General features: G+C 68.0%; 15 protein-coding genes. All 15 read left to right on the top strand.

Annotated features, from left to right (window positions below; all coding sequences use genetic code 11):
- The first annotated feature begins 17 nt into the window (after nt 1-17).
- Nucleotides 18-1,709 carry an ABC transporter ATP-binding protein gene (locus C560_RS0108105; protein ID WP_026537814.1) on the top strand — a complete coding sequence of 564 codons (1,692 nt, stop codon included), beginning with the start codon at nt 18-20 and terminating at the stop codon, nt 1,707-1,709.
- Nucleotides 1,702-3,102, top strand: a complete 1,401-nt coding sequence (locus C560_RS0108100; protein WP_026537813.1) for an ABC transporter permease — start codon at nt 1,702-1,704, stop codon at nt 3,100-3,102. Before C560_RS0108105 ends, C560_RS0108100 begins: the two co-directional genes overlap by 8 nt.
- Nucleotides 3,099-4,415 carry an ABC transporter permease gene (locus tag C560_RS0108095; protein ID WP_026537812.1) on the top strand — a complete coding sequence of 439 codons (1,317 nt, stop codon included), beginning with the start codon at nt 3,099-3,101 and terminating at the stop codon, nt 4,413-4,415. The genes C560_RS0108100 and C560_RS0108095 overlap by 4 nt, the downstream gene beginning before the upstream one ends.
- A gap of 2 nt (nt 4,416-4,417) precedes the next feature.
- Nucleotides 4,418-4,822 carry a cytidine deaminase gene (locus C560_RS0108090; protein WP_018774738.1) on the top strand — a complete coding sequence of 135 codons (405 nt, stop codon included), beginning with the start codon at nt 4,418-4,420 and terminating at the stop codon, nt 4,820-4,822.
- Nucleotides 4,819-6,150: a thymidine phosphorylase gene (locus C560_RS0108085; protein ID WP_026537811.1), complete on the top strand. Its 1,332-nt coding sequence runs from the start codon at nt 4,819-4,821 to the stop codon at nt 6,148-6,150. The genes C560_RS0108090 and C560_RS0108085 overlap by 4 nt, the downstream gene beginning before the upstream one ends.
- A 178-nt stretch (nt 6,151-6,328) precedes the next feature.
- Entirely contained in the window at nt 6,329-6,964 is a 636-nt protein-coding gene (locus C560_RS0108080; protein ID WP_026537810.1) for a DedA family protein, read from the top strand.
- A gap of 156 nt (nt 6,965-7,120) precedes the next feature.
- On the top strand, nt 7,121-7,840 hold the full coding sequence (locus C560_RS0108075) for a DedA family protein (protein ID WP_026537809.1): 720 nt from the start codon (nt 7,121-7,123) through the stop codon (nt 7,838-7,840).
- A 32-nt stretch (nt 7,841-7,872) separates the two neighbouring features.
- Complete coding sequence (locus tag C560_RS0108070; protein WP_026537808.1) at nt 7,873-9,024, top strand: adenosine deaminase; 1,152 nt, start codon at nt 7,873-7,875, stop codon at nt 9,022-9,024.
- Nucleotides 9,025-9,145: 121 nt separating this feature from the next.
- Nucleotides 9,146-9,739 (top strand): MazG nucleotide pyrophosphohydrolase domain-containing protein, encoded by a 594-nt coding sequence (locus C560_RS0108065; RefSeq protein WP_026537807.1) that lies wholly within the window; start codon nt 9,146-9,148, stop codon nt 9,737-9,739.
- A gap of 202 nt (nt 9,740-9,941) precedes the next feature.
- On the top strand, nt 9,942-11,222 hold the full coding sequence (gene eno / locus C560_RS0108060) for a phosphopyruvate hydratase (protein ID WP_018774732.1): 1,281 nt from the start codon (nt 9,942-9,944) through the stop codon (nt 11,220-11,222).
- 86 nt (nt 11,223-11,308) lie between these two features.
- On the top strand, nt 11,309-12,058 hold the full coding sequence (locus tag C560_RS0108055; RefSeq protein WP_026537806.1) for an FtsB family cell division protein: 750 nt from the start codon (nt 11,309-11,311) through the stop codon (nt 12,056-12,058).
- A gap of 207 nt (nt 12,059-12,265) precedes the next feature.
- Entirely contained in the window at nt 12,266-12,922 is a 657-nt protein-coding gene (locus tag C560_RS0108050) for a DUF501 domain-containing protein (protein WP_231494298.1), read from the top strand.
- On the top strand, nt 12,919-13,902 hold the full coding sequence (locus tag C560_RS0108045; RefSeq protein ID WP_026537804.1) for a Ppx/GppA phosphatase family protein: 984 nt from the start codon (nt 12,919-12,921) through the stop codon (nt 13,900-13,902). The genes C560_RS0108050 and C560_RS0108045 overlap by 4 nt, the downstream gene beginning before the upstream one ends.
- Before the next feature lie 65 nt (nt 13,903-13,967).
- Nucleotides 13,968-15,392, top strand: a complete 1,425-nt coding sequence (locus C560_RS0108040; protein ID WP_043422778.1) for a S8 family serine peptidase — start codon at nt 13,968-13,970, stop codon at nt 15,390-15,392.
- 38 nt (nt 15,393-15,430) lie between these two features.
- Entirely contained in the window at nt 15,431-16,918 is a 1,488-nt protein-coding gene (locus tag C560_RS0108035) for an NAD(P)/FAD-dependent oxidoreductase (RefSeq protein WP_026537802.1), read from the top strand.
- Nucleotides 16,919-17,026: the final 108 nt, after the last annotated feature.

The raw sequence follows: 17,026 nt of genomic DNA, 5'->3' as shown, positions 1-17,026 counted from the left end.
CGAGATTGGTCAGAGTTTTGAAACTTGAACTCAAGGGCATTACCAAACGCTTCGGCTCCCTGGTAGCGAACGATCACATCGATGTGGTTGTTGAACCCGGGCAGATTCACTGTCTGCTCGGTGAGAACGGCGCTGGCAAGTCCACGCTGATGAACGTCCTCTACGGACTGTACGAGCCCACAGAGGGCGAAATCCTTATTGACGACAAACCGGTCACGTTCCGCGGCCCGGGAGACGCCATGGCGGCGGGTATCGGCATGGTGCACCAGCACTTCATGCTGGTCCCCGTCTTCACCGTCGCGGAGAACGTCGCCCTGGGAGCGGAGACCACCAAGACCGGCGGATTCCTGGACCTCGACGACACGCGCCGGAAAATCCGGGAGATCTCCGACCGGTATGGCTTCGACGTCGACCCCGACGCGCTGATCGAAGACCTCCCCGTGGGCGTGCAGCAGCGCGTGGAGATCATCAAGGCATTGGTCCGCGACGCCAAGGTGCTCATCCTCGATGAGCCCACGGCCGTGCTGACCCCGCAGGACACCGATGAGCTGCTGGACATCATGCGCCAGCTCAAGAGCCACGGCACCTCGATCGTCTTCATTTCCCACAAGCTGCGTGAGGTCAAGGCCGTTTCGGACACCATCACCGTCATCCGCCGCGGCAAGGTAGTGGGCTCGGCCGATCCCGGCGCCTCGACCACCGAGCTGGCGTCCATGATGGTGGGCCGGGCCGTGAGCCTGACCCTGGACAAGGCTCCCGCCAATCCGCAGGAGACCACCTTCGAGGTCAAGGACCTCACCGTCATCGCCCCCAACGGCCAGCACGTAGTGGACGGCATCAGCTTCGGAATCGCCCGCGGCGAGATCCTCGCGGTCGCCGGCGTCCAGGGCAACGGCCAGACGGAACTCACCGAGGCCATTTTGGGCCTGCACGAGAGGGTCCACGGCTCGATCGCCCTCGACGGCGAAGAACTCGTGGGCCGCAGCGTCAAGGAGGTCCTCAACGCCGGGGTCGGGTTCGTCCCGGAAGACCGCTCCCTCGACGGGCTGATCGGCACGTTCTCCATCGCCGAGAACCTGATCCTGGACCGCTACGACCAGGCGCCGTTCGCCAAGGGCATCAGCATGAGCCCGGCCAAGGTCCTGGAGAACGCCAAGACCCGGATCGCAGAATTCGACGTCCGCACCCCGTCCGGCTCACTTGCAGCCGGAACCCTGTCCGGCGGCAACCAGCAGAAGGTCGTCATGGCCCGGGAGCTCTCCCGGCCGCTGCGGCTCTTCATCGCCTCCCAGCCCACCCGCGGCGTGGACGTGGGCTCCATCGAGTTCCTGCACAAGCGCATCGTCGCGGAGCGGGACCACGGCACGCCCGTCATGATCGTCTCCACCGAACTGGACGAGGTGATTGAACTCGCCGACCGGATTGCCGTGCTGTACAAGGGCCGGCTGGTCGGGATCGTCCCGGCCGGCACCGGGCGCGACGTCCTGGGCCTGATGATGGCCGGGGTATCCCCGGACGAGGCCCAGGCCGACGCCGCGGGCAGGCACCCCGCTCGATCCCTTTCTGAAAACCCGGCCGCGAACGCAGCAGAAAACCCGGCCGGCACCCCCGCCGGCACCCCCGCAACGAAGCCGGCCACGAACCCGGCCACCGCCGCCCCGTCCGTGCAGGAGCCCGGCTCCGGCGCCGTAGGAGACCCCCATGAGTGAGAACACCGAGCCGCGGCCCGCGGCCGCACCGGACCCGGACCGGCTTCCGGCATCGCAGACCACGGACGTGGAGCCTGAGCCGCTCGAGGACGATGCAGACTTCGTCACCGTGCTGGACACCGCGGGCGGTGCCCACCAGCCATCGGCCGTTCCGGTCTCCACCCAGAGCGGATCCCTTCCCGGTGCGCCGGATGAGGAGTCGCTGCTGCGCAAGATCTTTACCGGCAACGGCATCGTGACCATCCTGGCGGTGCTGCTGGCACTGATCCTGGGCGGCCTGCTCATCGCCATGACGGACAAGGTTGTCGGTACCACGGCGGGCTATCTCTTTGCCCGGCCCAGTGACTTCCTCACCGCCGTCTGGTCCGCCGCCACCGAATCGTACGTCGCCCTCTTCCAGGGCGCGGTCTTCAACCCCCGCGGGAACGGTGTGGCCGGACAGTTCGCCCCCCTCATGGAGACGCTGACCATCGCCACTCCGCTGATCACCGCGGGCCTCGGCGTCGCCCTGGCCTTCCGCGCGGGTCTGTTCAACATCGGTGCGCAGGGCCAGATCATCATGGCCGGCATCCTCGCCTCGTGGGTCGGCTTCGCGCTGCACCTGCCGCTGGGGCTGCACCTGCTGCTGGTCCTGGTGGCCGGCGTCGTCGGCGGCGCCGTCTGGGGCGGCATCGTTGGTGTGCTCAAAGCCCGGACAGGCGCCCACGAGGTCATCGTGACCATCATGTTCAACTACATCGCGCTCTATTTCCTGCGCTACCTGCTCGACACGGATTTGTTCCAGCGTCCGGGAGAGACCACCCCGATTTCCCCGATCCTGGACCCCAACGCCGTGTACCCGCTGCTCTTCGGCAGCCAGTACCGGCTGCACGTGGGCTTCCTGCTGGCCATTGCGGCCACCTTCTTTGTTTCGTGGCTGCTGAACCGCTCCACCCTTGGGTTCGAGTTCCGCGCCGTCGGGGCGAACCCCAAGGCGGCCCTGACGGCCGGCATCAACGTCTCCCGGGCCACGATCCTGGTGATGACCATTGCCGGTGGCCTGGCCGGCCTGGCCGGCGTGGCGCAGGTGGCAGGCACCGAAAAGGTCCTGACCGATGGTGTCGCGGCATCCTACGGCTTTGACGCGATCACGGTCGCGCTGCTGGGACGGTCGTCGCCGTGGGGCACCTTTGCCGCCGGCCTGCTGTTCGGAGCTTTCCGCGCAGGCGCCGTCCAGATGCAGATCCAGACCGGAACCCCGATCGACATCGTGCTCGTGGTCCAGTCGCTCATCGTGCTGTTCATCGCGGCGCCGCCCCTGGTCCGGGCGATCTTTGGGCTCAACCCGCGCAAGAAGAAGGCCGCAACCACCGGCAAAACCAAGCAGGCCGCAACCACCGGAGGTGCCGCATGAGCACAACAGCAACCTCGCCCGTTGAAGGAAAACCCCAGCCGGAGAAGAACCACAAGCCGGCGGTGTCCGCCAAGCCCGTAACCTGGAAGCTGCCGGTCACGCTGATGGTGCTGGCCACCATCGCGTTCATCTTCTTCGGACTGCTGGGCCCGCAGGGAACCGCCAAGTTCGGCATTTCCTCCGGCGGCGACTTCTTCCAGCTCCCCGCGATCGAGGTTCCCGCGTTCCTGTCCGGCATTGTGCTCTCCCTGATCCTGCTGGTCCTCGCGGGCTACGCCTTGGTCCTGAAGGCAAGAGCGAACCGGCGGCCCCCGCGCTGGCTGCCGGCCGTGTTCACTGTCGTGTTCGTGGTCGCCTTCCTGATCTGGGTGGTCGGCGGCGCCCGGACCCCCAGCATTTCGCTGGCCGGCCTCATCGCCGGTTCCGTGACCCTCGCCGTGCCGATCGTCTTCGGCTCACTGTCCGGTGTGCTGTGCGAACGGGCCGGCGTGGTCAACATCGCCATCGAGGGCCAGCTCCTGGGCGGAGCCTTCACGGCCGCGCTCGTCGCCAGCGTGACCCACAACCCCTACCTGGGCCTGGTCGCGGCGGCCGTGGCCGGCGCCCTCGTCTCGATGGTGCTGGCGCTGTTCGCCATCAAGTACGTGGTCAACCAGATCATCGTCGGCGTCGTGCTCAACGTCCTGGTCTCCGGGCTCACCGGCTTCCTGTTCAGCACCGTGATGCAGTCCGATCCCGAGAAGTACAACTCACCCGGCGAACTGCCCATCATCGACATCCCGGTCCTGTCCGGCATCCCCGTGATCGGGCCCATCCTCTTCAAGCAGTCCGTGGTGGGCTACCTGATGTACGTGGCCGTCATCGTGATCTGGGTCGCGCTGTTCAAGACGAAGTGGGGCCTGCGCGTCCGTGCCGTGGGCGAGCACCCGCAGGCGGCCGACACCCTGGGCATCAAAGTCAACGCGACGCGCTTCTGGAACGTCACGCTCGGCGGCGCCGTCGCCGGGATCGGCGGATCGTTCTTCACCCTCGTGGCGATCGACAGCTTCACCAAGGAAATCTCCGGCGGGCGCGGCTTCATTGCCCTCGCCGCCATGATCCTGGGCCGCTGGAACCCGATCGGGGCGTTCTTCGCCGCGCTGCTGTTCGGCTTCGCCGACAACCTGCAGAGCATCGTGACGATCATCGGCACCCCGGTGCCCAGCCAGTTCATGGCCATGCTGCCGTACGTGGTGACCGTGTTTGCCGTGGCCGGCCTCGTCGGCCGCTCCCGGCCGCCGGCCGCCGACGGCATACCGTACATCAAGGGCTGAGAATGGACAGCACCGACGTCGACTGGGCAGCACTCGAAGCCGCGGCAGTGTCCGCCATGAAGAACGCCTATGCGCCGTACTCGAAGTTTCCGGTGGGGGCCGCGGCCCTCACCGGAGACGGGCGGATCGTCAGCGGCTGCAATGTCGAAAACGCCAGCTACGGGCTGACTCTGTGCGCCGAGTGCGCTCTGGTGGGCAACCTGCAGATGACGGGCGGGGGACTGCTCCGCGCCTTCTACTGCGTCGACGCCGGCGGGAATGTCCTCATGCCGTGCGGGCGCTGCCGCCAGCTGCTCTACGAATTCCGGGCTCCGGACATGGAGCTCATGACCACGCAGGGAATCAAGACCATGGACCAGGTCCTTCCCGATGCCTTTGGCCCCCAACACCTGGAGGAACCCCGGTGACACAAACGACACAGAATCCCAACAACACTGAAGCGTTCGACGCCGTCGACATCATCCGCATCAAGCGGGACAAGGGTGTGCTCAGCCCGGCCCAGATCGACTGGACGATCGACGCGTACACCCGCGGCGCCATCGCCGACGAACAGATGGCCGCCCTGAACATGGCCATCCTGCTCAACGGCATGGACCGGGCCGAAATCTCCCGCTGGACGGCGGCCATGATCGCCTCCGGCGAGCGGATGGACTTCTCCAGCCTGCGCCGGCCCGACGGCGGCGTGAAGGCGACCTCGGACAAGCACTCCACCGGCGGCGTCGGGGACAAGATCACCCTGCCGCTGGCGCCCCTGGTGGCGGTGTTCGGTGTGGCGGTGCCGCAGCTCTCGGGCCGCGGCCTCGGCCACACCGGCGGCACCCTGGACAAGCTCGAAGCCATCCCGGGCTGGCGTGCGGCCCTGAGCAACGAGGAAATGATGGCCCAGCTCCAGGACGTCGGCGCGGTCATTTGCGCGGCCGGCGCCGGACTGGCCCCGGCGGACAAGAAGCTCTACGCGCTCCGCGATGTCACCGGGACCGTGGAGGCCATCCCGCTGATCGCCTCCTCGATCATGAGCAAGAAGATCGCCGAGGGCACCGGCTCGCTGGTGCTCGACGTCAAGGTGGGCAGCGGCGCGTTCATGAAGGACGAGGCCCGCGCCCGCGAATTGGCAGAAACCATGGTGGCCCTGGGCAAGGACGCCGGCGTCAACACGGTGGCCCTGCTCACCAACATGAACACGCCCCTGGGCCTCACCGCGGGCAACGCGATCGAGGTCGAGGAATCCGTGGAGGTCCTCGCCGGCGGAGGCCCGGACGACGTCGTCGAACTCACCGTCCGGCTCGCGGAGGAAATGCTGGCGTGCGCCGGCATCCGCGACGCCGATCCCCGGGCAGCGCTCCGGGACGGCCGGGCCATGGACGTCTGGAACCGGATGATCCAGGCCCAGGGCGGAGACCCGCGTGCCAAGCTCCCGGTCGCCAGGGAATCCGAGGTCATCTACGCCCCGGCCGACGGCGTCCTGGTGGAGTTGGACGCGATGGCTGTCGGCGTCGCTGCCTGGCGGCTCGGCGCCGGACGCGCCCGCAAGGAGGACCAGGTCCAGGCCGGTGCCGGGGTGCGGATGCACGCCAAGCCCGGCGCCACGGTCAAGGCGGGCGAACCGCTCATGACCCTCCTGACGGACACGCCGGAGAAGTTCGAGCGTGCCAAGGAAGCGCTCGAACACGCCGCCGTGATCGCTCCCGAGGGTTCCCGGCCCGCCCAGAAGCTCATCATCGACCGCATCGCCTAAGCCCGTTGCCCTATCACTTCTGGTCCCCAACCCGTGGGATAACAGCCGTACGTGATAGGGCAACGACGGCGGAGGCCGGCCGGTACACTGACTCCACAGCAGTACCCGTCAAGCGCAGGCCCGGCTCCGGCCGAGCCTGCGCTTGGATCGATCTGGCCCCGCCGCGCGTTAGGAAGCTGTGCAGGCAATCAACGACTTCATCCTCGCCGCCGCAGGGCAACCCTGGGTCCTGGTCCTGGTTTTTGCCTGCTGCGTGATCGACGGCTTCTTCCCCCCGATTCCGAGCGAATCGGTGGTGGTGGGCCTGGCTGCAGTCGCCGCCACCGCGGGCGTCCCCAGCCCTCTGCTCCTGATCGCTACGGCTGCCGCAGGGGCACTAGTGGGCGACAACATGGCCTACCTGATCGGCCGCGGGACCGGAACCCGGCGCTGGGGATGGCAGCGCGGCCCGCGCATGCAGGCGGCCTTCCGCTGGGCCGGCCGGGAACTGCGGAAACGGCCCGCCTCACTGATCCTCGTGGCGCGCTTCGTCCCGATCGGACGGGTGGCCGTAAACCTGACCGCCGGTGCCACCCACTACCCGTGGCGCAGATTCGTCAGCCTGACGGTGCTCTCGGCGCTGCTGTGGGCCGGCTACTCGGTGGGGATCGGCCTGACTGTTGGTCCGTGGTTTGAGAAGAACCACGTGCTGGGCGCGGCCATTGCGATCGTCTGCGCCGTCGTCCTGGGCGTCGTCCTGGACCGCGTGATCAGCAGGGTGCGCGGCCGGGCGCCGGAGGAACCGACGCATTCCGTGCCCCCCGTCGAGTCCTAGGCGGATTGGCCCTGCCCATGGGACACTTAGGAGCGATTTGGGTCACGTTTGTTGGCCGCACGTCGTGCAAAGTTTCGTCCATGGTTCTACCCACTGTCATCGCGAGTATGTTACGGCTTAGTTGTCCGTTCCCAGTCATCAAGGAGCACCACCTGCATGGAGTTCATTAACGAGGCCGTGCTCCATGCCGCCGGCCAGTGGTGGATCTACCCACTCCTGCTGGTTTTCTTCTTCGTGGACGGCTTCGCGATGGTGGTCCCCAGCGAGACCCTGATCGTTGCGTTGGCGGCGTACTCCGTGCACAGCGGCCAGCCCAACCTGTGGATCCTGGGCCTCACGGCGCTCGTGGGAGCCATGGCCGGCGACAACATGGCCTACATGCTCGGCCGCAAGATTGGCCTCGAGCGGTTCCGCTGGATGCGCAAGCCAAAGGTCCAGAAGGTCTTCGGCTGGGCACACTACGAACTTGAGAAGCGCGGCGCCGTCCTGATCTTCACCGCCCGGTACATCCCCTGGGGCCGCGTCGCCGTCAACTACGTGGCAGGCACGACGGCGTTCCCGCACCGGAGATTCTTCCTGCTGGACGCCTTCGCCTGCCTCACCTGGGTGACCTACTCGATCGGCATCGGCGTCCTGGCCAGTTCCTTCCCGTGGCTGCACCACAACCCGCTGCTCAGCGCGGGCATCGCGGTGGTGTTCGCCATTGTGCTCGGTGTCCTCATCGACCACCTCCTGCGCTGGTGGCACAAACGCCTGGGCCGCCACGACGCCGAGGTCGTGGACGGATGGCTCGACGGCGGGCCCACCCACCAAGCGGGCGCCGCGGTTCCTGCACCGATGATCGCCTCCGGTGATGCCGAGGCCGGCAGAAAGTAGCGTCCCGCGCGCTCCGACCCTATGGTTGGAACGTGACTGAGACTATTCCTGACGCTGCCCCTGACCTCGACTTCGACCTGAAGGGCCTTCCCAAGGTTTCCCTTCACGACCACCTGGACGGCGGACTCCGCCCGGCCACCATCATTGAACTTGCTGAGGCTGTCGGCCACACGCTGCCGTCCACGGACCCCGTCGCGCTGGGGGAGTGGTTCCGCGAGTCCGCCGACTCCGGCTCCCTGGTCCGCTACCTCGAGACCTTCGACCACACCATCGCCGTGATGCAGACCAAGGAGGGCCTGTTCCGCGTCGCGAAGGAATTCGTCGAAGACCTGGCCGACGACGGCGTCGTGTACGGCGAAGTGCGCTGGGCGCCCGAGCAGCACCTGCAGAAGGGCCTGAGCCTGGACGACGTGGTCGAAGCCGTGCAGGCGGGCCTCGAAGCCGGCGTGGACGCCGTGGCCGAGACTGGCCGCGATATCCAGGTGGGCCAGCTCATCACCGCCATGCGCCACGCCGACCGCGGCCAGGAGATCGCCGAACTGGCGGTCCGCCACCGCAACAACGGCGCCGTCGGCTTCGACATCGCCGGCGCCGAGGACGGGTTCCTGCCGTCCCGATTCAAGGACGCCTTCACCTACCTGGCCCAGCACAACTTCCCGGCCACCGTCCACGCCGGCGAAGCCGCCGGCCTGGAAAGCATCCAGTCGGCGCTCGTCGACGGCCGGGCCCTGCGCCTGGGCCACGGCGTCCGGATCGCCGAGGACGTCACGATCGAATTCGAAGAGGACGAAGACGCCGAGGGTGACGAAGTCAACGACACCATCGGCATGGTGACCCTGGGCGAGCTCGCCAGCTGGGTCCGCGACCGCGGCATCGCCCTGGAGATCTGCCCCTCCTCCAACCTGCAGACCGGCGCCATTGCCGGCTTCGGTGAGGGCATTGAAAGCCACCCGCTGGACATGCTCTACCAGCTCGGCTTCAACGTCACCATCAACACCGACAACCGGCTCATGAGCGGCGTGACGCTGACCGACGAGTTCGAACTCCTGGTCGAGACGTTCGACTACGACCTCGATGACCTGCTGGAGCTGACGCTGAACGCTGCCGAGGCCGCCTTCCTGCCCCTCGAGGAGAAGGAAGCACTGGTCGAATACATCAACGAGGCCTACGCCGATCTTGGCTAACGAGGACACAACACCCATCCAGGGGCTTGTTGGGCCCACAGCGGCAGGGGTCCCCGGCCGAGCTTGCGAGGTGGGGGAGCTGCTGGGGACGATTGCGGCCCTGCGCGAGCATTGCCCCTGGATGGGTGCCCTCACCCACGAGTCGCTCGTGGAGTACCTCCTGGAGGAGGCCTACGAGGTCGCCGAGACCATAGAGACCGGCGCCGGCGACAAGGAACTGCAGTCGGAACTGGGGGACGTCCTCTTACAGGTGGTTCTCCACGCCCGGCTCGCCGAGGAACGCGGCGCCTTTGACTTGGGCGACGTCGCCCGCGGCCTGAGGGCCAAGATGATCCGGCGCAACCCGCACGTTTTCCGGCCCGACGGCTCGCTGCAGGATTCCTTCCCGGCAACGGTGGAGGAGATCGTCCTGAAATGGGATGCCGTCAAGAAAGCCGAGAAACCCGAACGCGGGCACGTCTTCGACGGCGTTCCCGCCTCCCTTGGCGCCCTCGCCCGGGCGCAAAAGCTCCTGGACCGCGCCGAGCGGGCGGGTATGGCGGCGGCTGCCGCCGAAACCGCCGTCGACCTCCCGGCCGCCGAGGAGGAACTCGGCGACCTGCTGTTCGGGATCGTGGCCGCTGCCCGGGCCGGCGGGCTCGACGCCGAACGCGCCCTCCGCGGCGCCCTGCGCCGGTTCCAGGACAGTGCCGGCCCCGGGCCATCGGCACAATAGCGCGGGCACTAGAGTCGGCACGATAGGTGCGGCACACCAGCATCGCCATCATGACGTCCGGGGATTGGATAGGTTTCCGTAACTTATCCCGCTCTCGACTACGCTAGTAGCGACGACGACGTCGGCTTTTTCAGCTTGATGTACAGCCAGAGTCCAAGCAGTCAGATTCCCTGCAGATCGCTTCACCCAAAGGAGCATATCCATGGCGCTTATCGATGCCATCCACGCCCGCGAAATCCTCGATTCCCGTGGCAACCCGACCGTAGAAGTTGAAGTCCTGCTCTCGGACGGCCAGATCGGCCGCGCAGCGGTTCCCTCCGGCGCTTCCACCGGCGAGCACGAGGCCGTTGAACTTCGCGACGGCGACAAGGGCCGCTACCTCGGCAAGGGCGTCCAGAAGGCCGTCGACGCGGTCATCGACCAGATCGCCCCGGCCCTGACCGGCTTCGACGCGACCGACCAGCGCAGCATCGACCAGGCCATGATCGACCTGGACGGCACCCCCAACAAGGGCAAGCTCGGCGCCAACGCCATTCTGGGCGTGTCCCTGGCCGTGGCCAACGCCGCCGCCGCCTCTGCTGACCTGCCGCTGTACAAGTACCTGGGCGGGCCCAACGCGCACGTCCTGCCCGTGCCGCTGATGAACATCCTCAACGGCGGCTCGCACGCCGACTCCGACGTGGACATCCAGGAATTCATGATCGTCCCGATCGGCGCCGAGACCTTCTCCGAAGGCCTGCGCTGGGGCGTCGAGGTCTACCACAACCTCAAGTCCGTCCTGCAGGCCAAGGGCCTCTCCACCGGCCTGGGTGACGAGGGCGGCTTCGCGCCGAACCTGCCGTCCAACCGTGCCGCCCTGGACCTGATCCAGGAAGCCATCAAGAACGCCGGCTACACCCCGGGCAAGGACATCGCCCTGGCCCTGGACGTCGCCTCCTCCGAGTTCTTCAAGGACGGCGCGTACCAGTTCGAAGGCAAGGCACTTTCCGCCACCGAGATGAGCGCCTACTACGCCGAGCTCGTAGCCGACTACCCGCTCGTTTCCATCGAGGACCCGCTGGATGAGAACGACTGGGAAGGCTGGAAGACCCTCACCGACACCATCGGCGACAAGGTCCAGCTCGTGGGCGATGACCTCTTCGTCACGAACCCGGCCATCCTGCAGCGCGGCATCGACACCAAGACCGCGAACTCGCTGCTCGTCAAGGTCAACCAGATCGGTTCCCTGACCGAGACCCTGGACGCCGTGTCGCTGGCCCAGCGTGCCGGCTACACCACCATCACCTCGCACCGCTCCGGCGAAACCGAGGACACCACCATTGCTGACATCTCCGTTGCCACCAACGCGGGACAGATCAAGACCGGTGCCCCGGCACGCTCCGAGCGCGTGGCCAAGTACAACCAGCTGCTGCGCATCGAAGAGGAACTCGACGACGCCGCACGCTACGCCGGCCGCAGCGCCTTCCCGCGTTTCAAAGGCTAGTTAGCCGCGAAAACCGGTAACCGGTGGCTATGGTTGAAAGACCATGGCCACCGGTTCTGTTTTTGGTCCGCTTTTGAAGGAGTGACATGGCTACCCGACGCCCCAATGTTCCCCGGGCTACGCCTGCCGCCAAGCCTGCGGCCGCAGGTCCGGGGGCAGCAGCCGACGGCGGCGAGGTCATCCAGGCGGACTTCGGCGGCGCCCGCAGCGGCGCGGCGGCGACGCCGGCCGGTGCTGCGCCTGCCTCGCCCCGGGCGTCGGCCCCCACAGGCAGGCCGGCCCCCGGCGGTTCCGGCGCTGCTCCGGCCAAACCCCGTGCCGCAGCAGCCCCGGCAGGAGCACCGGCAAAGCCCGCGACCCGCCCCGCCGGCAAGGCCGACGGGAATACCGGCGGCAAGATCCCGAACCGGACCGCCGCAGGGGGTCCGGACGAGTCCCTCGACCCCGTGCCCGCCAAAGCGTTCTCGGGCCGGCTGCTTGCCCTGGGCGTGGTCATGATTGCCATCACCATTCTGCTGGCCCCCACGGTCAAGATCTTCCTGGACAAACGCGCCGAAATCGCCGCCCTGCAGGCCGACATCGCGGCCAAGCAGACCAAGCAGGAGGACCTCAAACGCCAGGTGTCGCGGTGGCAGGATCCCAACTATGTGAAACAGCAGGCCCGCGACCGCATTAACATGGTTATGCCCGGAGAGACGGGCTACTGGGTATTCGGCAGCGATCTTCCTGCCGCGCAGTCCGGTGGCGCCGCGGGTGCAGCATCAGCACAAGACCCGGCCAACCTGCCCTGGGTGGACGCCCTCTGGGAGTCCGTCAGGCGATCGGCAACAGACTAGAAGCGGCGCCCGCCGCAGGGATTGTCCCGCGGACAATCCGGAACAGGGCAGGAAGGTGCCACTCCCGTGGACGAGAACCGAGTGGACCAGAACCGAGAAGCAGAGAACGACGACCGGGCCAGGACGACGGCGCCACGGCACAGGGCGGACGCGCCGGAGGGCTCCCGCCAGCCGTCGCCGCACGACCTCGAGGTCCTCAGCCGCCAGCTGGGCAGGCCCGTGCGCGACGTCGTCGAAATCCCGGCCCGCTGCGTCTGCGGAAACCCGCTCGTCGCCGCCACCTCGCCGCGGCTCAGCAACGGGACGCCGTTCCCCACCACGTTTTACCTCACCCACCCGGTGATCACGTCGGCGGTTTCGCGGCTGGAGGCCGCCGGGCTGATGAACGAAATGAACGACCGGCTCGCTGCCGACGCCGGCCTCGCGGCCCGGTACCGGTCCGCCCACGAGGCATATCTGGCCTCCCGAGCCGAGATCGGCGCGCGCTCCGGCATCGGGGCCGTTCCCGAAATCGACGGCGTCTCCGCCGGCGGAATGCCGACCCGCGTCAAATGCCTGCACGTGCTCGTCGGGCATTCGCTGGCTGCCGGCCCGGGCGTGAACCCGCTCGGGGATGAGACGATCGCGGCCATCGCCGAATGGTGGACCGTGGAGCGCTGTTACTGCGACGGCGCCTGGGACACGGGCGGGGAGGCCCCGTCCCGGGACCTCAGCCGCCATGGACCCCAGGGCCTGCCGGAGATCGTGGGCCGGCCGGCGCCGGTCCGCAAGTCCCGCGGTGACGCCGCCGGCGCCGCTGACATGGCCGCCACCGCCGGCGCTGCCGACACGGCCGCCACCGCCGGCACGGGGGAGTCCCAGTGACCCGGGTCGCGGCCGTAGACTGCGGCACCAACTCGATCCGCCTGCTGATCGCAGATGTGGACACGGCTGTGAGCGCAGATGCGGGCGCAGGCGGCGCAACAGGGCAGGCCACGCCGCGGCTGACCGACATCGTGCGGGAAATGCGCGTGGTCCGGCTGGGCCAGGGCGTGGACTCCACGGGTGAACTGGCCCAGGAAGCGCTTGAGCGCACCTTCGCCGCGACCCGGGACTATGCTGCCCTGATCCGTGAGCACGGCGCCGAAAAGATGCGCTTCGTGGCCACCTCCGCCACCCGCGATGCCCGCAACCGCCAGGTCTTCGTCGACGGCATCCGCGACATCCTCGGCGTCGAACCCGAGGTGATCACCGGCGACGAGGAAGCCGCACTGTCCTTCGCCGGCGCCAGCAGTGTCCTGCCCTCCCGCGGGGAGGAGCCCGTGCTGGTGGTGGACCTCGGCGGCGGAAGCACGGAGTTCGTGCTGGGCAACGCCGACGGGGTCATCGCCGCCCGCTCGGTCGACGTCGGCTGCGTCCGGATGACCGAACGGCACCTGCGCAGCGATCCGCCCACTGCGGAACAGATTGCCGCGGCAGAGGCCGACGTCGACGCCGCCATCAGCGAGGCGGCACAGACCGTTCCGCTGGAACTCACCACCGCCGTCGTCGGCGTGGCAGGCTCCGTCACCACCATCACGGCGCATGCGCTGCGCCTGCCGGAGTACTCGCCGGCCGCGATCCATGGCACCGAACTGGACCTGGACGCGGTCCGGAAGGCCTGCACCGAGCTGCTCGAAATGACCCGGGAGGAGCGGGCCGAGCTGCCGTACATGCACCCCGGGCGGGTGGACGTGATCGGTGCCGGTGGCCTCGTTTGGCGGCGGGTCCTGCAGCGCGTGGCCGAGGCCACCGGCGGGCGCATCACCACGGCCGTGAGCAGTGAACACGATATTCTTGACGGAATTGCCCTCAGCATCCGATGATCCCGCCCCAGCAGTTGGGCCCAGCGCGCGACCGTGCCGCTGGTGCATCCGCCGATAGGACCTGAATGACCAGAGCAACAGCCCGGCGCCGCAGGACCGCCTCCGCGTTGATGGCCTTGGCCCTCGCTGGCGGGGCCTCCACGGCGGCGCTGACCTTGGCCGCGCCCGCCTACGCCGACTCCTGGCGGGACAAGGAATACTGGCTTGCCGAATCCGGCATCACCAAAGCCTGGGACGTTTCCAAGGGGGCCGGCGTCAAGGTCGCCGTCATTGACAGCGGCGTGGACGGGCGGCATCCGGATTTGGGTGGCGTGCTCGCCGGCGGCGCAGACATTTCCGGCGCCGGCAAGGCCAACGGTCAGGGGAGTATCGGCGCCAAACCCGAACACGGCACCCTCGTGGCCACCATGCTCGCCGGGCGGGGGCATCAACCGCCCGAAGCCACTCCCAAACCGAGCGCCAGCGCAACTGGCTCAGCCGCTGGACCGGCCGTTGGCCCTGCTGTTGGTCCGGAAGGCGTCGTCGGCGTCGCCCCGGAAGCCCAGCTGCTGTCCGTCTCCACCTGGCTCGGTTCCGCCAACCCGGGCGGCAAAAGTGACCAGGACCAGATCCCGGAGGCAGTGCGGTGGGCCGTCGACAACGGCGCCCGCGTCATCAACATCTCCCTCGGCAGCACGTCGCCGGAATGGCCGCAGAGCTGGGACGCGGCATTCCTCTACGCCGAACAGAAGGACGTCGTGATCGTCGCCGCGGCGGGCAACCGGGTGGGCGGCAACGTCCAGGTCGGCGCCCCGGCCACGATCCCCGGTGTCCTGACCGTTGCAGGCCTGGACCGCACGGGCGCGGCCAGCATCGACTCCTCCTCGCAGGGCATCAGCATCGGCGTCGCAGCTCCCGCCGAGGACCTGGTCGGCGGCGTGCCCGGCGGCGGCTATGCCGACTGGGCAGGCACCTCCGGAGCCACGCCGATCGTTTCCGGCGTCGCGGCCCTGATTCGTTCCAAATGGCCCGAGATGTCCGCGAGCCAGGTCATCAACCGGATCGTCACCACGGCCAAGGACGCCGGTGCGCCAGGGAAGGATCCGCTCTACGGCTTCGGCGTGCTGAATGCCGAGGCCGCACTCAAGGCCGACGTCCCGGAGACCAAAGTCAATCCGCTGGGGTCCATTTCGGACTGGATCCGGGTCCACCGGCGCGGAAACCTCGCCACGACCGCACCTGCTGCGGAGTCCGCGCCCTCCAGCGCCGCGCCCACCCTGCCCGAAGCGACCGTGCCCGTCGCTGAGAAGCCGTCCCAGCTGGACAGCGCCGTACCGGCCGCGGTGGTCCTGGGCTTCGGTTCCCTGCTCGTGGGAATCATTGTGGCCGCCGCTTTCCAGCTGCGGGCCGCCATGCGCACGCCGCCACAAGACGGGCCGGAGGGACCGGAGGGGCCCGGTAGGGCCGAGCCCGAGGCCGTCAATCCGGTGGACTCCAGCAAGCCGTCATAGTTAGTGAAGGTTTTCACAAACTACTGTATTCTTGAGCTATGGCATCCTCCCTTCAGCTCCAGGACCGTCCCCGGGTACTCGTCGTCGGCGGCGGGTACGTCGGCCTGTATGTAGCCCTCAAACTTCAGAAAAAGATCGCGAATGCAGGTGGCATCGTCACCCTCGTGGATCCGCTGCCCTACATGACCTACCAGCCCTTCCTGCCGGAAGTTGCCGGCGGCAACATTGAGGCGCGCCACGCAGTCGTCTCGCACCGCCAGCACCTGAAGCAGACGGAACTCATCCAGGGCCGCGTCACCTCGATCGACCACGCCAACCGCACGGCCGTGATCGCACCCTCCGACGGTGGCGACACCCTCGAGATTCCCTACTTCGACGTCGTGCTGGCCGCTGGCGCCATCACCCGCACGTTCCCGATCAAGGGCCTCGCGGACAAGGGCATCGGCCTGAAGACCATCGAGGAAGCCGTCGCCCTGCGCAACAAGGTTCTCGAGCGGATCGAGACCGGTTCCCTCATGACGGACCCCGTTGAGCGCGCCCGCGCCCTGACGTTCGTCGTCGTCGGCGGCGGCTTCGCCGGCATCGAGTGCATCACCGAAATGGAAGACCTGGCCCGCGCCGCAGTCAAGAACAACCCGCGCGTCAAGCAGGAGGAAGTCCGCTTCGTCCTGGTCGAGGCGATGGGCCGCATCATGCCCGAGGTCACGGCACCGCAGGCCGAATGGGTCGTCGAACACCTCCGCAGCCGCGGCATCGAGGTCCTGCTGAACACCTCCCTGGACAACGCCGAGGGTTCCCTGAAGCTCATCAACCTCCCGGACAAGAGCCCGGCCCAGGAATTCGAGACCGACACCCTGGTCTGGACTGCCGGTGTGCAGGCCAACCCGATGGTCCGCTCCACCGACTTCCCGCTCGAGCCGCGCGGCCGCGTCCGCGTCCTGGCCGACCTGCGCATCGCAGGCGACGAGGGCATCATCGAGAACGCCTGGGCCGCCGGTGACGTCGCCGCCGTCCCCGACCTCACGGGCAGCGGCCTGCCGGACGGCACCTGCGTGCCGAACGCCCAGCACGCGCTGCGCCAGGCCAAGCGCCTGGCCAAGAACCTGTGGGCCTCCCGCTGGGACAAGCCGCTCAAGGACTACAAGCACAAGAACCTGGGCGCCGTCGCCGGCTTCGGCGAATGGAAGGGCGTGGCGAACATCAACCTGGTTGGCCGCATCGGCCTCAAGGGCCCGCTGGCCTGGCTGGCACACCGTGGCTACCACGGCATGGCCATCCCCACCGTGGAGCGTAAGATCCGCGTCATCTCCGGCTGGGTCTGGGCCTTCTTCCTGGGCCGCGACACCACGCAGCTGATGGACCTGGACAACCCGCGCGGCGCCTTCGTGGCCGCGGCGACGCCGGCCCCGAAGCCTGCCGCTGCGCCTGTTGCAGGCACACCTGCGGACACTGCGAAGAATGACAGTGCGAAGAACGACACTGCCAAGAACAACACCAAGGAAGCTGTTCCGGCCGACTCCAAGTAGCCTGATCCGAGCCTTCGACGGCGGCCGTTCCCCTCAGGGGGGAGCGGCCGCCGTTTTCGTGGCGGGCAGCCGCCGCAGGGCGCCGGGAGCGGACAGGAGCGCAGGACG

The sequence above is a fragment of the Arthrobacter sp. 9MFCol3.1 genome (assembly GCF_000620385.1).
In the GTDB taxonomy this organism is placed as follows: domain Bacteria; phylum Actinomycetota; class Actinomycetes; order Actinomycetales; family Micrococcaceae; genus Arthrobacter.
Note: the sequence above shows the minus strand (reverse complement) of the source record. Positions and strands in the feature narration are given on the sequence as shown.